The sequence below is a fragment of the 'Nostoc azollae' 0708 genome (assembly GCF_000196515.1).
In the GTDB taxonomy this organism is placed as follows: domain Bacteria; phylum Cyanobacteriota; class Cyanobacteriia; order Cyanobacteriales; family Nostocaceae; genus Trichormus_B; species Trichormus_B azollae.
Genome location: NC_014248.1, coordinates 1401796 through 1418776, shown reverse-complemented (window position 1 = coordinate 1418776; position 16981 = coordinate 1401796). Strand labels below are relative to the sequence as shown.

The window sequence follows — 16981 nt, the reverse complement described above, 5'->3', positions numbered from 1 at the left end:
GGAAATTAATAACCCAATTACCAATTACCAATCACCAATGACCATTGAGGAACTCACAGCAAAAATTAGGAAGCTAAATAGCAAAGCAGGTCAAATGAAAATGGACTTGCATGATTTAGCTGAGGGATTACCAACAGATTACAAAACACTTATGGATGTTGCGGCTGAGACTTACGAAATTTACCGAGAGTTAGATGGACTCAAGCAACAGCTAAAAAAAATCGAGGATGCTAAATGAGTGGAACTATTGAAGAATTCAAGAAGCTTGTAGATGCAGAAGAGTATTTCATCTTTTTTCAACTGCCTTATGACCAGAAATTTGTAAATGTCAATCGTCTTCATATATTGAAGAAGTTTTCTCAATACATGAATGAAATTGATGATAAATTCCCTGACTTGGGTCCAGAAGAAAAATTAACTCAATATTGTTTGGCTTTGCAAAAAGCTTACCAAGTTTTTCAGGAATCAACACCCCATGAACAAAAGCTGTTTAAGGTGTTTAACGATAAGCCAAAGAATGTAATTACGCTGACAGAAATAACTTCTGATTAGGAGGTATAAATTGATCAACCTAACGCCTACCGAATTAGAACGCTATAGTCGCCAAATGATGCTCCCGAATTTTGGTGCAGTGGCTCAAAAGCGCCTGAAGTCAGCGACGGTTTTGGTGACTGGTGTAGGAGGATTAGGCGGTACGGCGGCCCTTTACTTAGCAGTAGCAGGCGTTGGACGGCTAATCCTAGTCCGGGGTGGTAATTTGCGTCAGGATGATATGAATCGTCAAGTTTTGATGACTGACGATTGGGTAGGAAAACCAAGAGTATTCAAAGCCAAAGAAACTCTGGCAGGTATTAATCCTGATGTGCAGATTGAAGCGATTTATGACTATATCACCCCGGAAAATGTAGATTCCTTGGTGCAATCGGGGAATATGGCTCTGGACTGCGCTCACAATTTCACCGAGCGGAATTTGTTAAATGAAGCTTGTGTGCGTTGGCGTAAGCCAATGGTAGAGGCTGCTATGGACGGGATGGAGGCTTATCTAACCACGATTATTCCTGGTGTGAGTCCTTGTTTGTCCTGTCTGTTTCCAGAAAAGCCTGATTGGGATCGGCGTGGTTTTTCAGTTGTAGGGGCTGTTTCTGGGACCTTGGCTTGTTTGACAGCGTTGGAAGCAATCAAGCTGATTACCGGGTTTAGTCAACCGCTATTGTCGGAACTGCTGACAATAGATTTTAACAGAATGGAGTTTGCTAAACGTCGTTCTCATCGTGATCGCAACTGTCCAGTCTGCGGTAATACTGCACCTTGGAGATACTCCCAATCCCAATCTGTGACCGTGTAAAGTACCAAATCTAAAAAATCCACATCTCAAATCAGAATAATCGCTACAGAACAGGAAACAAAATGACTGTTATTTTAACAGAAAAGGCAGAATTTCGTCTGAGGGCATTTTTAAGAGGTTCCGCAACTGAGGAAACTAATAACGCTACAAAAGGTATCCGCATCTTGGTTAAAGATGGTGGTTGCAATGGCTATGAGTATGGAATTGAAATTACCAGTAAGCTACAACCAGATGATGTTGTCAGCCAACAAGGAAATGTGTTGGTTTACGTGGATGCTAAAAGTGCGCCGTTATTAGAAGGTGTGGTAATTGATTTTGTTGAGGGAGTAATGGACAGCGGTTTTAAGTTCAGCAATCCCAATGCAACTGACACCTGCGGTTGTGGAAAGTCTTTTAAAGCAGGCGATTGTTCACCGAAAGGTGTACCTTGCAGCTAGAAAAAATTAGAACTCAGGAAAAAATAGATATAGAAACTTTCCTAAGTTCTATTCTGCTAATTACAACTTTACAAGTTTCCCGTAGACATACTCCACATTTTTTATGTACGGAAGGGAGCATTTTCCCGCCCTAAAAAGGGGAGACTTAACCAATTTACCAAAGTAAATCTATTCACGTTTGAGGAGAACCGGAAAATGGCTGCCTATCAAGTAAGATTGATCAACAAAAAACAAGAACTCGACACTACAATTGAAATCGACGAAGAAACTACAATTCTCGATGGTGCAGAAGAAGCTGGTATTGAATTACCATTCTCTTGTCACGCTGGTTCTTGCTCTAGCTGTGTAGGTAAAGTTGTAGAAGGTGAAATCAACCAAGACGATCAAAACTTCTTGGATGATGAGCAAATGGCTAAAGGTTTCGCTTTGTTGTGCGTTACATATCCCCGTTCCAACTGCACAATCAAAACCCATCAAGAACCTTACCTTGCTTAATAGAATATCAGTAATGTTTTAGCATTACTCGATTTATCATTTAACAATGATGAAAGATGATAAACATCTTTCATCATTGCAATTTTTATCTTTTGTTATTATTATTCTGCAATGTTTACTGCTTTTAGTATCATGGGTTGCTCTTTAGAATTGCTGAAAACTTGTGCGCAAGGTATTGTCACTGTCTGTAAAACTCAAGATGAAATCATTAGAAAGAAACTGATATCAATGCGTATAAAGACAGGAACTCAAGTTCTTATATAACAGCAGTTTCCCACTTTTGTGATTAAAGTTAGTAATCTGCCAATGACTATCGAGCGGGACATAGCACGGGCTATTTATGTGCGTGTGGTGGAAGGGTAAAATATACGAATTTATTGGTAAGGATTCAGTTGTAAGGTAGAGGGATTAAAGAAGGTGTATGGAAAGCAGAGTGAACCATAGCTTTCATAGGTTGGTCAAAAGACTCAATTAGAGAAAGTGCTTGACGGCGATAAGTTTGTATAACGGTCAATAAATTGGCAGTATGTTGGAATAGCTCCAGAGAAAGAGAATCACCACAGACTTTTCCTTGTTTCAGTGCTAAACCTAACCTTGGTTCAGCTAAATTATGATCAAGGTCTATTGCCTAAGGAAGGTAAAAGTTTACCAGGTTCTCCTGGGGCTTTATCAATGAATTAATGGAAGATTCAACCTTTGGTTGAAACTAGGATGGGCAAGTCAAGAATTCATGAAGGTTTTGGGTTTGTTGGAATAAAAGGTAGTTTTTAAAACCATCTATGAGGTCGATGAATTTTGTGCCAATTTCTTGGTGATTGAAGCCAGAAATCTTGATTAGTGTCTTGAAGTGACGGGGTAGGGTAGATGTGCCTGACATTTCTGTTGAGCTGTGACCGCATAATCGTTATAGGCAGTAAAGTCATCAGAACTGATTACACCAGAGTAACTTGAACCCACAATGGATTCTAATTCGCCAGGACAAGGAGTATCAGGCCCATGAAATAAAGGGAAGTCACTATTGGCAAAAATCCATAACCATTGTTTCACCCCTTTGACTACCCAGAGTGTTTCATCCCCAAGGATATGAGGCTGGGTTTGTTTTATCCACTGTTTGAGGCTATGAATACTTTGAGCCACTGGACCATCTATTCCTTCATTGGTACCTACTAATGTTCCCACTCCAATTTCTATTTGACCCAGTTCCCACAACAACAAGTGTTATTTTTCATAGGGTCAATAGCCCTAGTTATTGATCCATCCCGAAAAAGCTTGTCCTGTAACTCCTATATCTTGTCCTGATACTATCTCTGGTGACTAGTGTACCCTTTGTGTTTCCCCACACACACTCCAAATCCACTTCCATTGGCCTGTCCACCAAGTCCCCTACTTGTTGTGTTTGGATTTTTATTGGTTCGCCAAACAATTGCCCCTGACCTCACGATCCACACACTTGCCGTCCGATTATCTCAAATCTATCTACTCCACCAAACCCCTTTCTCGTTTTTTCCCTATGCCCTGGTTGTCCTCTTGGTTTCCGTTTTCGTGTCTGGTTCTCTTCTGGTTTCTCTTCTTGTTTGTTCTCGGTTTCCTTGAGGATGTCTCCCGACGGTGGTTTGGATAATGATTTATACCAGTTAGTCTAGTGATTTATACCAGTTAGTCTAATGATTCCTACCAGTTAGTCTGTTGCCAACTCCTTCAATATCTCTCTGTCTAGTCTTGGTGGCAGGTTCTTTTCCATAACTGCTATATTCTGTCTCACTTATCACACTTGTCAATACCCCACCACCTGAATCCTTACGATTCAGCTAAAGCTTCTTGAATTACAACCCACGCCTTTTCAGAAGAATTATGAAAGGGTACTGTTAACCAACTACCATCTTTCAAGACTCGCTTGATTTCAGGAAATACTGTAGAAAGTAAATGTTCGTAATTCTTGATAACCTTTACCTTGAATTGAATTAACTATTGACTCTTCTGTATTATCAGTCCACTGCTGAAGGCAACTTTCCCAAAGCACATTCATTTCCGATTAATTGATCTTAGATCCAAAAAGCGGATTAGTGAAAACATAATCAACTGATTGATCTGGTATTTGCCGTAAATTACAGGCAGATTATGTACTGACTTGAACAGTATGAGAAATATAAGTAGACTCACGAAAATACCAACTAATTGTTTGAGCTTTTCTTTTAAAGACCTGAAACACATTTTACTCATTCATTATAGTTGGTACATGAAAATTAGACGTATTACCACTGCCACCCCAAAAACGAAATTTACTAAATACTGTTATCCTTTGATATAGCGATGTAAGTGTGAACAACAGTTTATCTATGACTTTTATATCAGGCCAGCTTGATGCTTCTTGCCAGAGAAATGACATTGCATATAAAGCGCGACGAGTATAAAATTGGTCAACAGTTTTAATTCCAGCCAGAGTTGGTTGCTGTGTATTTACTCCTTCAGGAATTTTATTTTGTGGATACCATAAATTTTTATGTATTGGAGATTTCTCTATTGAGTTAATTAATTCAACATCAAAATTAGACCTCTTACAGAATCAACTTTATGTTCAAATAGGCGGTTATCTTTATTCTAGCTAAAAGTTAGAGTTACACGGTTATGTTTGAATTAGCGACTGCAAAGAATACCAAAGATATATAAGAGCTAAAAATCTCTATCGTACCATATAAAAAATTTTGCAAGAGGTCTATTATTTAAAGGTACACAACTTTCTTTTAGTCTGCTACCATAAAATTTATAACCGACTGCTACAGGATAAAGTTGCGTGGGTTTGAGGTTACGTTTCTTTAACAAGAAATTACAGTGAGGACAGTTCACTTCTGTTTTTATTTTGCTTTCTTTCACTGAAGCTTTTTTATCAGATCCAATATCCCAAAAAATAAACTCTTGCTGACAATTTTGACATATTAAGCCGTAGATCCAAACAGTATATAAAACTTTGGCTAGTGAACCACAATCTCGACAGTGGGTTGTATAAAGTTTTTTGTCAAGAGAAGCTGCTCGATCTAAAATATCATTAACAGGACTTAAACAAAAGTTAAGAGTAAAAAGGAGTATAATGGGCTTTCGGTGTAGCTTTCACGTTCAAAGAAGCTGATGAAAGAAACCACTGCCCCAGCAATGGCACCATGGTTTGAAAGATGGTGTTAAAGGTTTGATGATGTATTTACTCATCAAGGGGAAAGAACAGAGTTTAGACATTATTTAGGGGGATGATTGGGTGAAAGTGAGAGAAAAAACCTATTTTAAATGGCAGAGAATACCCTAGGGGTGACTTACCAACGATTACACCACTTTTTAAATGAAGCACCTTGGTCCAGTTCCCAAGTCAATGACCGTCGGTTAGAGATTATGAACAAGTGTAGTCAGAGGAGAATCACCAGAGGATTTAGCTTAATAATTGATGATTCTGTCCATAGAAAAAGGGGGAATTTTAGGGATGGAGTAGGAAGAAAATATATTGGAGAAATTGGGAAAAGGGATAATGGGATAGTAGTAGTAACAACACATCTATATGGCAGTAAAAGCTTACCATTAGATATAGAGTTAGATCACCACGGTGATTCTTGACCCAAAGGGAAACAAGACCCTCTATTTGAGAATAAACCTGAGTTAGGAATTAAATTAATACATCTGACCTTAAGCCGTGGTTATCAACCAGGAATAGTAATTATAGATCCTGGATATGGACACAATACATCTTTCTTATTAAAAATAGAAAATCGGAATTGAAAGTATTGAGGAGGATTAGCTAAAAATCCCAAAGTCCTTGCCAGTGACTAAGAGGATAGTCCACAAATAATCAGGTTAGATGAATTAGTACAAAGTTTACCCCAAGAGGCTTTTACAGAAATTGAACTGGAGTTAGATAAACCCAAAAGATTATGGGTAGTAACTAAAGAAGTAGAAATATCAGCCTTAAGTGGAAAGGGGAAGATTGCTATATTCATCAACGCTTCAACTTTCTCTCAAGCCACTGATATTGACTACTTTATTACCAACTTTTCTTCATCAATTGTCACACCTGGATAGTTGATACATATTGTCAAAGAAATTGGGTAGTAGTTGTTTACAGGAAAGCCAAGGGATGGTTAGGACTCAACGAATATCAAGTTGGAGATAAGAGCAGTTGACTGCGCCATTTTATTTTGGTTTGCTGTGCCTACACTTTTATTATTTGCCATCAGTGGACTGGAGGATTAAGACCAAGGTGGGCTAAGAAACCTTTGAATACTTTTACTGCAGCTTTAGAAGGGTTTAGAACAGCCATATCTTTTCTATTTATTGATTGGTTCAACTGGAATCCGGACGTGTTTCCTTCTTATAAAGCCAGTTTGGGCTAGATTTGGACTTGATTTTCGTTGAAGTCCCGTTAATGGCATTGAGATATAAACCAGCATCTATCGGTGTGTTTAAGTTATAAGCTATAAATGCTGCTGCGGGAGACAAATCCGATAGGAGAGCTTTACGTCCTACTTCTGTTGCCGCTACTCCTGTCATCCCTGAGCGGCAAAATGAATCCAAAACAACATCACCAGGATTTGTATAATACTCAATTGTATCGGCAGAATAAGTAGGGGTAAGAGAAAAAAAAGAAAAAGTTGAAGGTGGGACACAGGGCGTTATAAAATATGAGGCATGAGGCAAAAAATTTTAGCAAAAGATTTATCACAAACAGAGTTGCTCCAAAGCATTGAGCGAAAAGGAATTGCAGGAGAATCCATGGTTCAGAAAGTAGAGATATGACTGAATCTAATAGAGGAGTAATAATTAGAAGTAAAAGAATTATGGGCAGAAAATCAAGGGTTAAGAGATGAAAACAACCGATTGAAGGGAGAAAAGGGTCAGCCAGAGATAAAAGCCAAGAATCAAAAAGGCTTCACAAGTAATCACTCATCGCAGAAAGAGTGACAAACGCCAAAAAAGGACAACAAAGGCAGTAAGAAGGCTGGGATTAAAATAGACAGAGAAGAAATACTAGAATATCCCCAAGAATTACTGCCAGCAGAGGCGCAGTTCAAAGGGTATGAAGAAGTAATCATCCAAGACATCATCCTGACAGCCGATAACGTACTATTCCGGAAAGAGAAATACTACTCACCATGAGAAGGAAAAACCTATTTAGCAGAACCTCCTTGGGGTTATGAGGAAGAATTCGGTCTAGGAGTAAAGACCTTGATTATCACATTGTACTATGGGGGTAACATGACCCAAGGCAAGTTGTTAGAGTTCCTAGAGAATATTGACTTGCTGGAGCATTTTCAACTACCAACTAAATGGAGAAATGCTCTCCAAGTATTACCTCAAGAAACTATCTTGAGTGAGGCAGATGTGTACCCAGTAGGGTACACATCTGCCTAAACTGGGTTCACAACAACGGACTCGGATTATGGAAGCAGTAGCTATTGCTTTCTATCATCAAGAAACTGATTGGCCAGTGGTGCAAACTCTGGTCTTTGATGATCCTCCTCAATTGAAGTTACTGACTGATAATATCGTTTTCTCTTGGGTACATGAAGGAAGAAATTATAAGAAGTTAAGTGCATTTATTGCTTGTCACCAAAAGGTTTCAGATAAATTCCTGGATGATTTCTGGAATTACTACCGAGACTTACTCCCTGATCAAGATTCTCCCAGTCAGCAAACGGCAGATAGACTCCGGTATAAGTTTTGGAAGTTGTTCCACACTGACAGTGGTGGTTATCAACAATTGGATGGGCGAAAACCATTAACTCTGGTCAAAACTTCTGAGTTGCTTTATGTTTTAGAGCATCCTGAATTGCCTTTGCACAATAACCCAGCTGAGTTAGGTGCTAGAACTATGGTGCAGCGAGGTAATATTAGTGATGCCACTCAGACTCTCGAAGGGACTCAGACTTGGGATACTTTTATGTCTCTTGTTACTACTACTCGTAAGTTGGGAATTAGCTTCTTTGAATATATTCGTGACCGCATTTCTAAGGTTGGTAATATTCCCTATTTGGCGACTATTCTTGACGAAAAGTCTGCTCTCAATCCTTTTGGTTGCTCATGGATGCCTGAATAACTTCTTCCCCCGAAGTATTCAGGGTATGCGATTTTAATTTAGAAAACTTAAACATGATTTACTATTGTTTATGACCTTTGACTGATTTGAGGTGACATCAATGGCTGATATTGTTGATATTGCGGTTAGTAATAATGCGTTTAAAACTTTGGTAGCTGCCGTCCAAGCTGCTGGTTTAGTGGAAACCTTAAAAAGTCCTGGGCCATTCACTGTCTTTGCACCGACTGATGACGCTTTTGCCAAATTACCCCCAGGAACTATCACCACTCTATTACAAAATATTCCCCAGTTAGCACGGATTTTAACTTATCATGTCGTGCCGGGAAAACTGACTAAGGCTGATTTGGCAAAATTGGGGACAGTGACTTCTGTGGAAGGTTCTCCCATCAGAATTAATTGTGATGATGGTTTTGAAGTCAAAAATGCCACTGTTTTAGCAGCAGATATTGATGCTGATAATGGTGTAATTCACGTTATTGATACCGTGATTTTGATGGGGTAATTTAATATATGGTGGACTATGGCCACCATATATTAAATATCTTTAAGTAAATTTGAGGTGGCTTAATTCTTTAAAGAATGTAAAATACCTTACGTGATTACTCACATTATGCTAAGGTTAAACTAGTTTAATAAATAAATGTTAACTTATAGTCATAAGCTAATCTTATTGCCACAAATTAATGATTGATTTCAACACCTTAGCTGAAATATCACGCGCCAACTGTTCAGGTATTTGTGCCTTTCTCATACCAGCAAATATTCTTGCCACATCCTTGACAATTATCCTCACAGTCATAAACCGCCCGACAATTCAAGTATGGCAAGCCGCTGGATTTGCTAGTATGTTTGCTTTTGTAATGGTGCTGCACGTTTATACTTGGTTCATGATTGGTGTGGTGATGTTGCCAACTTTTATTTTGCTGGCTTTAGCAATCACTTGTTTAGTGACCAATTTAGCGGCTATGATCTGGCGGTTAAATTTTTTACAATTTGTTTATCCCTGGAAATTGAATAGATAAACAGAATAGCTGCTAGTATCGCAGAATTTTCCAGAATTAATCCCGATTAAATTTATATAAACAAATGGGGGAGTAGTGTTAATTACTCTCCCATAAAATTTAATAGCTCTTAATTATGCCCATCTCTCATCCTTAATTAACAGGAAGTGATGATGATTAGTTATTTACCACCAGCTACCATCATAGGATTGGTGGGAGTAACCTATATGTGAGTGGTGTTTATGGTGATGGTAGTGATGAGAATGACAAGAATAACCTCCTCCCACAACAGTTTGTATTTCCTGATTACCTAATTCATTCAAAAAGCTGGTAGAGTCATTAAATAGTTCATAACCAGTACGAAGTAGGTTAGAAAGTGTGATATTAGACATGAGAATTCCTCCTTTATATCTATTTAGAAATTCCTGAAACTTAGAAGTAAGAGTTGGTTGGATCTCAATTAATCCTATTTATAATTTTTCCCAGAAAAATCAATAAATCAAGGGTTTGATATCAATCACATGGACATAATCAATATATTTTTGTCTAGAAATATCTGAGGATTTTTGATATTAATGGCTCAGATACCCAACTTTTTAAATAGGTCAGATATCTCGTTATTAATGAATAATTTAGAATTACTATATCTGTTAGGGTATGTACCGTTGCAGTCGCAATAACTTTAATTTTGTCTGACAGGATTATATAAGTTAATAGTAAAGTAGTGGAGATAATTGAAGCAGGTGAAGTTTTTGGGACTCGTATTCTGGTAGAAATAAAAATATAACCTATATAACGATAGATAAAAATGAATTACTCAGTTGCTATTGATGCAGTTAAACAAGATTTTATTTTAGCTCGGTTGATAGAGCAAGTAGGAGAGTGTAGGCTAAATTAGGTGGAAGAAACAGGAGATTTATTAGATTGTCTGTGTCATGCCATTATTTATCAACAACTATCAGGCAAAGCAGCAGCAGCTATTCACCACAGATTTTTACAACTATACACTGATTCATTTACATTGAGTGATATCCTCAATACCCCAGATGATGTTTTGCGTTCCGTGGGCATTTCCCGTCCTAAGATTTCCTATTTAAAATATTTAGCACAAGGATTTGAGGAATTACCTAGCTTAGATGACCTGCAAACAATAGATGATGAATCTATTATTAAGTGTTTAACTATACTTAAGGGTATTGGAGGTTGGACGGTACAGATGTTACTAAGGGGACCTAAACAAAAATAAAGCCCAAATATAGCCCAAACTGGCTTGATAAGAAGGAAACACGTCCGGATTCAAGTTGAACCAATCAATAAATAGAAAAGATATGGCTGTTCTCAACGCTTCTAAAGCTGCAGTAAAAGTATTCAAAGGTTTTTTAGCCCACCTTGGTCTTAATCCTCCAGTCCACTGATGGCAAAGAATAAAAGTGTAGGCACAGCAAACCAAAATAAAATGGTGCAGTCAACTGCTCTTATCTCGAACTTGATATTCTTTGATTCCTAACCATCCCTTGGCTTCCCTGTAAACAACTTCTACCCAATTTCTTTGACAATATGTATCAACTATCCAGGTGTGACAATTGCTCAAGAAACATTGGTCATAAAGTAGTCAATATCAGTGGCTTGAGAGAAAGTAGAACCGTTGATGACGATAGGAATATTGCCCTTTCCACTTAAGGCTGATATTTCTACTTCTTTAGTTACTACCCATAATGTTTTGGTTTTATCTAACTCCAGTTGAATTTGTGTAAAAGCCTCTTGGGGTAAACTTTGTACTAATTCATCTAACCTAATTATTTGTGGACTATCCTCTTGGTCACTGGCAAGGACTTTGGGATTTTTAGCTAATCCTCCTCAATACTTTCAATTCCGGTTTTCTATCTTTAATAAGAAAGACCTATTGTGGCCATATCCAGGATCTATAATTACTATTCCTGGTTGATAACCACGGCTTAAGGTCAGATGTATTAATTTAATTCCTAACTCAGGTTTATTCTCAAATAGAGGGTCTTGTTTCCCTTTGAGTAAAGAATCCACCATGGTGATATAACTCTATATCTAATGGTAAGCTTTTACTGCCATCATTATAGACGTATGTGTTGTTACTACTACTATTCCAGTATCCCTTTTCCCAATTTCTTCAATATATTGTCTTCCTACTCCATCCCTAAAATTCCCCCTTTTTCTATGGACAGAATCATCAATTATTAAGCTAAATCCTCTGGTGATTCTCCTCTGACTACACCTGTTCATAATCTCTACCCGACGCTCATTGACTTGGGAACTGGACCAAGGTGCTTCATTTAAAACGTGGTGTAATCGTTGGTAGGTCACCCCTAGGGCATTCTCTGCCATTTCAAATAGGTTTTTTCTCTCACTTTCACCCAATCATCCCCCTAAATAAGGTCTAAACTCTCTTCTTTCCCCTTTATGAGTAAATACATCATCAAACCTTTAACACCATCTTTCAAACCATGGTGCCATTGCTGGGGCAGTGGTTTCTTTCATTAGCTTCTTTGAAGGTGAAAGCTACACCGAAATCCCATTATACTCCCTTTTACTCTTAACTTTTGTTTAAGTCCCGCTAATATTCACGTTACATCCCTGGGATGTTGTACCTGTGGATCACTTGGGTATTCGTGCTGCTATTCGTAATGTTTAGAGGAACTATTGAGGGAGGTATTTGTGTGGGGCGGATTGAAGATTTTGTGCCTGAAACCGAGAAGCGTTACTTTGTGTTATCTGGTAAACCTTTTGCCGCTTTAGCAGATGAAGAAATTCCAGAGATTGTTTCTGAATGTGCCAAGCGGATTGGAAGCCACTTTTTCTCTGTCGATGTAATAGCTCATAGGGATGGTAGTAAATGGGTAGTAGAAATTGGTGATGGGCAGGTGTCAGATATTTTTGGATGGACGGCTGAACGTTTTGCTCAACTGTAGGTGGATTGAAAGGGAACAAGTTAAACGGGGATTTGTCAGGGAAGAGGTGACAGAAGGCAAAAGGAAGGCTAGAGGTTATTATTTCTCCCCTGCGCCTCTGCTCCTACACTTTTGTTTCTTCAGAGAGAATCATATCTACGGTGGTTATCAAATCCTTAATAATTAAGTCAGGTTGGTAGAGTTCTAATTGAGTGCGATCGCGAATACCACTTTCCACCGCTATCATCTTAATACCATGTTTTCTAGCAGCCGTAATATCAGCCTCTGTATCTCCGACCATCCAAGTATTCACAGCAGGTGGTAATTCCGCTAAGGCCCTAGCCATCAACAGAGGTTTATCTTCAATATCACGGGTTTTCACATAGTCGTTACTGAGATAATAACGGCGATTTTCAGGTAAAAATTCACCTAAATTGTATTGATTAACCGCATAGTCCAGTTCTTGCACCCTACGCATGGTCATCACTACCAAATCAATCCCCGCTTGTTGAACTTTAGCCAGCGCATCTAAAGCCCCAGGGACGAGGGTATCATACTGAAAGTAAGGCTGTGTATGCACTGTTCGCTTCCGAATTTTAGTGAATTCGTGCGCTTGTTCTTCATCTAAACCAGACTTTAAAGCAATATCTTTTTCGGGAGTGTGCGCTCGCTTAAGTTCCCAAAATTCCGCTTTAGAAAGTTCCGTCACCACTTGGTCAGGATATCGCGTTTCCCGCAAACACAATTGATAAACTTGATAGTACCGTTCCGAAACATCCATAATCGGTCCATCTAAATCAGTAATTAGTCTGAGCATCACTTGTTCAGGTTGAATTTTTGTCCATTATCTCAGGAAAAGGGTTTAGGGAGGACTAGGGAGATCGGGGAGATAAGGATTTACCTTCTTTCACCAATCACCCATGACCAATCACCTCTTCCCTGACAAATCCCCGTTTAACTTGTTCGCTTTCAATCGCTTCAAATAAGGCCCGAAAATTACCTTCACCAAAACCAGATGCTTGGGAACGGCGTTCAATAAACTCAAAGAAAAAAGTTGGTTCTTCAAAAATTGGCTGAGTGAAGATTTGCAATAATAAAGCCCCTAAAGGAGAATCTTTTTGACAATCAACCAATATTTCTTGTTGTTTGATCGCTTGCAATTCTGGGGATGACAAAGGAAACTCTAAGCGCTGTTGTAATTTTGTGTAATAGCTTTCAGGAACAGAGAGGAACGATAGACCTGCAGCTCGAAAACGAGCGATCGCACTAATTAAATGAGGTGTCCGTAAAGCAATATGTTGAATTCCCGCCCCCCTATTCACTTGCAAAAATTCCTGAATTTGGGAATTAGGAGAACCCGGTTCATTGATTGGTAATTGTACCTTACCATTAGCAGACATCATCACCCGACTATGCAAAGCCGAGCGTTCAGTGTGAATTTTAAAACTTTGTTGGGGTTGCAAATGTAGGACTTTTTGGTACCAACTCACAGCCGTCTCTAAATTCCCAACTCCCACATTTAAAACCACATGATCTATATCTGTAAAAATATGGTTTGATAGGTGATTAGAAATAGAAGGTAAGATTTCTTTAATTTTGAATTTTGAATTTTGAATTTTGAACTGATTTGTCTGCCCCTCCTCTCCTTTGATTAAGTTTCTTTCAATTAATGTATGAGTCACCCCACCCCAAGCCACAATTTTTGCGTATTTGCAAGATCCAGCATCCTCAATAAATTGCAGAATCTTAGCACCATTAGCAGCAACTCTTGCCATCACCGCTGGTAAATCTGCCACAGCAAAAGCTACATCTGCCACACCAGGAGGATGATGACGTAAGAACTCAGTCACTGGACTTGTGGGTAACAAAGGAGAAGACAGCAAAAAATAGACATTTCCATTTTTCACAGCTTCTGTATGAGTGTGAAACGACTTTTCTTGATTTATAGCAGTAGGGAAGATCTCACTCACTACTGTTTGAAAACCCAGATAATTGACAAACCAATCTCGCCACTTTTGGGCATCTTCTACATAGAAGTGAACGTGATCAATTTGAAGCATAATTTCTGAATCAGGATTTCCAGTATTTAAGGATTTATGGTTAACGTTCCCGTAAGGGATACAGGATTTATCATCTACGTTAATCTTTGATTTTCCACATTACAGCTATAACTAGAAAAACAAATGGCTATCAGGTTGAAGATGAATTTCCATTGGTACAGCTTGAGGTTTAGCAGATAAAGCATAGAAAATAGCATTAGCAGCAGTTTCACAACTCAGTATTTTTGTTCGGTCTACCTTTAAGCTTACATTGTCCCAGAAAGGAGAATCCACCCCACCAAAATAGAACAGCTTGAACTTCACACCAAAGCGTTTCAGTTCGTCAGCCATACACTTACTAAAACTGACAACACCAAACTTAGACGCAGAATAAGCCGCAGCCATACCCATAGAATGCTTACCCAAAATCCCTACCACATTACAGATATGACCAGACTTACGTCTTTGCATCTCTTCGGCTGCTGCCTGAGTAGTATAGAAACAGCCTTTTAAATTTAAATCCAGCATTTTCTCTAATTCCCCCGGTTCTATAGTTCTATACTGTTGTATAGCTTCAGGATACTGATACCAGCAGCATTTACCAACACATCGATTTGACCACACCACGTCAAAGTTGCTTGTATCAATGTATTTACCTGGTCTGATTGAGTAATATCAGTAGGGACTGTCAACACTTCCCCCGATAACTCCTCTGCCAATGTTGCTAAATTTACTTTATTTCTAGCAGCTAGTACCAGTTTTGCCCCTATGGGTACAAGTTGACGGGTTAAGGCTGTCCCTATACCACCAGTAGTACCAACCATGATAATAACTTTATCCTGCATCACTATCTTTATATTTCTTCACACACTATTATTTTAATATATACAATATCCCCGGATTGATGGGGTAATCCAGTATTCAGGTCTAGTGTATAGCGACTTCCCATTTTTTACCCGTTTGTTTCAGTTGAAAAGAACTGCAAGACTGTAAAAACTTCATATAATTACCACCAATCTTTAATGCTTTGATTTGATCAGTTATGGATTTACCATATTGCTGATGGAACTTAGTTCCTAAAATACTAATATCAATATACCCATTCCCTGATTCATTAGTTGCTCTTGTGAGAATGTTTCTGATAGCATCCTCCAAAGCTGCTGCAGAATTAATATCATATAATAAGTTAGATGTAGTATTAGTTAAATTCAATTCACTTATTTCCCATTTATTATCTTTTTGTTCGAGTTGTAAGAAACTACAAGACTGTAAGAATTTAATACAGGTACCCTTGATTTTTAATTCCTTTATTTCTTCAGCAATGGGTTTAGCATATCTTTGCTTAAATTGAATGAACAGCCAAAATATTAATATCAAAATTAACCTGATTAGATTCTTCCATTAAATCTTCTAGAATCGTTTTTAGAGCTAGTTATTAACCTAATTTAGAATTAATAACAGATAAATAATCTGATGGAATATTTTCGACAGTTTTAGACTTATCAGTATTATTCTTGGGAGGATTTAAATTATCATCAAACACCGTTATATACAATTCTTAACTATCATCAATTTGATGAATTACGAAATCTGCTGGATACTTAGCAAGTATATCCTTAGCATTTTTACCAGGTGAATATTTAGAGACAATATGACTAAGATGTAACTGATATTTAACTTTATATACCTTAGAAAAATGAGACAGTTTAACCCAAGCACTAGCCGTCAGTTTATGCTCCTCTTTGATTAAACCCTTGACTTGCAAAATAAATTGTTCAATAGAGGGAGTTTCTACTAAAGGTTTAGTACTATAAATAGTAGTTTTACCAGGAGGATTATTAAAGATAATAATATTTTTGCTATGTTGAATAACTTGATATACAATTAATCAATGTTGTTGTAAATTCTTGCATGAATTAGTCATTACCTTATCTGAAGAGCAAACCAAAACTTCTTTAGCATGGGGGTAAACTTCATGAATAGAAGAACCAAAAGCGATCATTTTCCCATCAGCATTATCCCTACCAGCAGGAACATGAACCAAATCATAACTACGTTCATGCAATTCTATATCTAACTTACCCTAATTATTCCAATTAGCAAAAGCGATCTTTACTTGCAGAGGACAATTACAAACATTTGCTAAAAATTTTTCAGTATGGGTACTAATTTGTAGATTTTCGGCATCTAAAAGTAAACCCGCAATGCCTACTGGCAATAAAGACTTAATAGTATTAGGAATTAATGAAGCATTAAATTGGGAAATCAGAGGATTTTGTTGGCGAATATTGGCGACTAACTCTAGTAAAATTGGTAAATCTAAAGCAGCGGGAAGTAGTAAAGCCTTCAGGGATAATTGGAGTTTCTTGAGTTCATCCCAGCTTTGACCTTGGCTAAGTAATTCTGTAAACTTAGCAATCAAAGCAGATTGATTAGAATCATTTTGCCACTGAACTTTTCTATACTTTTCCAGCAATAATTCTGGCTGCTGTCGGTGAATAGTAATAATTACTTGGCAAACCTGAGAGGCTGTTTTATTTAACAGGGCAGTATCATATGTAGTTAGCCATCGCTCATGATTTAGCATAGCTCACACAGTATGGTAGGTGACAGGTGACAGAATTAGAAATCTATTTGTGCCTTACTTGTATCAATCCATACTACCTCCAT

The 16981-nt window shown here is 38.0% G+C and carries 21 protein-coding genes and 3 pseudogenes; 12 read left to right on the top strand and 12 right to left on the bottom strand.

All coding sequences use genetic code 11. The annotated features are described in order from the left end of the window. The first annotated feature begins 37 nt into the window (after positions 1-37). The 5 genes from AAZO_RS06470 (at position 38) to AAZO_RS06450 (ending at position 2277) form a co-directional block, all read left to right on the top strand. The gene (locus AAZO_RS06470; RefSeq protein WP_013190620.1) at positions 38-238 is read left to right on the top strand and encodes a CCE_0567 family metalloprotein; all 201 of its coding nucleotides are present in this window, start codon (positions 38-40) and stop codon (positions 236-238) included. Beyond that, positions 235-552, top strand: coding sequence for a nitrogenase-stabilizing/protective protein NifW (gene nifW, locus AAZO_RS06465; protein ID WP_013190619.1), 318 nt, complete (start codon positions 235-237; stop codon positions 550-552). Before AAZO_RS06470 ends, nifW begins: the two co-directional genes overlap by 4 nt. A 10-nt stretch (positions 553-562) precedes the next feature. Then, a complete protein-coding gene (locus AAZO_RS06460; protein ID WP_013190618.1) occupies positions 563-1345 on the top strand; it encodes a HesA/MoeB/ThiF family protein in 783 nt (260 codons plus the stop codon). Between the two features lie 62 nt (positions 1346-1407). After that, positions 1408-1782, top strand: a complete 375-nt coding sequence (locus AAZO_RS06455; protein WP_013190617.1) for an iron-sulfur cluster assembly accessory protein — start codon at positions 1408-1410, stop codon at positions 1780-1782. A gap of 195 nt (positions 1783-1977) precedes the next feature. Beyond that, positions 1978-2277: a 2Fe-2S iron-sulfur cluster-binding protein gene (locus AAZO_RS06450; protein WP_013190616.1), complete on the top strand. Its 300-nt coding sequence runs from the start codon at positions 1978-1980 to the stop codon at positions 2275-2277. Positions 2278-2665: 388 nt separating this feature from the next. Here AAZO_RS06450 and AAZO_RS41045 read toward each other — a convergent pair whose 3' ends face one another. Further along, on the bottom strand, positions 2666-2791 hold the full coding sequence (locus tag AAZO_RS41045) for a hypothetical protein (RefSeq protein ID WP_266888557.1): 126 nt from the start codon (positions 2789-2791) through the stop codon (positions 2666-2668). 320 nt (positions 2792-3111) lie between these two features. Beyond that, positions 3112-3492, bottom strand: a complete 381-nt coding sequence (locus tag AAZO_RS06445; RefSeq protein WP_081462719.1) for an IS66 family transposase — start codon at positions 3490-3492, stop codon at positions 3112-3114. A gap of 1908 nt (positions 3493-5400) precedes the next feature. On the opposite strand from AAZO_RS06445, the pseudogene AAZO_RS06440 reads away from it, so the two are divergent. After that, positions 5401-6647 (top strand): annotated as a pseudogene (locus AAZO_RS06440) (IS701 family transposase). Here AAZO_RS06440 and AAZO_RS29115 read toward each other — a convergent pair. After that, the gene (locus AAZO_RS29115; RefSeq protein ID WP_081462718.1) at positions 6598-6951 is read right to left on the bottom strand and encodes a DNA methyltransferase; all 354 of its coding nucleotides are present in this window, start codon (positions 6949-6951) and stop codon (positions 6598-6600) included. The pseudogene AAZO_RS06440 and the gene AAZO_RS29115 overlap by 50 nt on opposite strands. A 528-nt stretch (positions 6952-7479) precedes the next feature. Between AAZO_RS29115 and AAZO_RS37190 the strand changes: the two genes are divergently transcribed. The 4 genes from AAZO_RS37190 to AAZO_RS06420 all read left to right on the top strand — a co-directional run bounded on the left by AAZO_RS37190 (position 7480) and on the right by AAZO_RS06420 (position 9372). After that, complete coding sequence (locus AAZO_RS37190; protein ID WP_228371543.1) at positions 7480-7665, top strand: hypothetical protein; 186 nt, start codon at positions 7480-7482, stop codon at positions 7663-7665. Between the two features lie 28 nt (positions 7666-7693). Next, complete coding sequence (locus AAZO_RS29110) at positions 7694-8350, top strand: hypothetical protein (protein ID WP_228371542.1); 657 nt, start codon at positions 7694-7696, stop codon at positions 8348-8350. A gap of 100 nt (positions 8351-8450) precedes the next feature. Then, the gene (locus AAZO_RS06425) at positions 8451-8852 is read left to right on the top strand and encodes a fasciclin domain-containing protein (RefSeq protein ID WP_013190614.1); all 402 of its coding nucleotides are present in this window, start codon (positions 8451-8453) and stop codon (positions 8850-8852) included. A gap of 181 nt (positions 8853-9033) precedes the next feature. Then, a complete protein-coding gene (locus AAZO_RS06420) occupies positions 9034-9372 on the top strand; it encodes a hypothetical protein (RefSeq protein WP_013190613.1) in 339 nt (112 codons plus the stop codon). A 164-nt stretch (positions 9373-9536) separates the two neighbouring features. Here AAZO_RS06420 and AAZO_RS06415 read toward each other — a convergent pair whose 3' ends face one another. Beyond that, positions 9537-9743 (bottom strand): hypothetical protein, encoded by a 207-nt coding sequence (locus AAZO_RS06415; RefSeq protein WP_013190612.1) that lies wholly within the window; start codon positions 9741-9743, stop codon positions 9537-9539. Positions 9744-10249: 506 nt separating this feature from the next. On the opposite strand from AAZO_RS06415, the gene AAZO_RS06410 reads away from it, so the two are divergent. After that, the gene (locus AAZO_RS06410) at positions 10250-10597 is read left to right on the top strand and encodes a DNA-3-methyladenine glycosylase family protein (RefSeq protein ID WP_049790583.1); all 348 of its coding nucleotides are present in this window, start codon (positions 10250-10252) and stop codon (positions 10595-10597) included. On the opposite strand, the pseudogene AAZO_RS06405 reads toward AAZO_RS06410, so the two are convergent. Next, positions 10574-11862 (bottom strand): annotated as a pseudogene (locus AAZO_RS06405) (IS701 family transposase). The gene AAZO_RS06410 and the pseudogene AAZO_RS06405 overlap by 24 nt on opposite strands. A gap of 101 nt (positions 11863-11963) precedes the next feature. On the opposite strand from AAZO_RS06405, the gene AAZO_RS06400 reads away from it, so the two are divergent. Next, positions 11964-12293 carry an ATP-grasp domain-containing protein gene (locus tag AAZO_RS06400; protein WP_228371541.1) on the top strand — a complete coding sequence of 110 codons (330 nt, stop codon included), beginning with the start codon at positions 11964-11966 and terminating at the stop codon, positions 12291-12293. Between the two features lie 103 nt (positions 12294-12396). Here the strand turns inward: AAZO_RS06400 and AAZO_RS06395 are convergent, their stop codons facing one another. The 7 genes and pseudogenes from AAZO_RS06395 to AAZO_RS37170 form a co-directional block, all read right to left on the bottom strand. Beyond that, positions 12397-13089, bottom strand: coding sequence for an HAD family hydrolase (locus AAZO_RS06395; RefSeq protein WP_013190610.1), 693 nt, complete (start codon positions 13087-13089; stop codon positions 12397-12399). Positions 13090-13186: 97 nt separating this feature from the next. Next, complete coding sequence (gene hppD, locus AAZO_RS06390) at positions 13187-14332, bottom strand: 4-hydroxyphenylpyruvate dioxygenase (RefSeq protein ID WP_013190609.1); 1146 nt, start codon at positions 14330-14332, stop codon at positions 13187-13189. Positions 14333-14443: 111 nt separating this feature from the next. Further along, positions 14444-15156 (bottom strand): annotated as a pseudogene (locus AAZO_RS43425) (SDR family oxidoreductase). An 82-nt stretch (positions 15157-15238) separates the two neighbouring features. Next, entirely contained in the window at positions 15239-15688 is a 450-nt protein-coding gene (locus AAZO_RS37185) for a hypothetical protein (RefSeq protein WP_041639582.1), read from the bottom strand. A gap of 181 nt (positions 15689-15869) precedes the next feature. Beyond that, a complete protein-coding gene (locus AAZO_RS37180) occupies positions 15870-16076 on the bottom strand; it encodes a hypothetical protein (protein ID WP_228371540.1) in 207 nt (68 codons plus the stop codon). Positions 16077-16199: 123 nt separating this feature from the next. After that, entirely contained in the window at positions 16200-16376 is a 177-nt protein-coding gene (locus AAZO_RS37175) for a hypothetical protein (protein WP_228371539.1), read from the bottom strand. An 18-nt stretch (positions 16377-16394) separates the two neighbouring features. Continuing rightward, positions 16395-16898, bottom strand: coding sequence for a hypothetical protein (locus AAZO_RS37170; protein ID WP_228371538.1), 504 nt, complete (start codon positions 16896-16898; stop codon positions 16395-16397). Positions 16899-16981 lie beyond the last annotated feature (83 nt).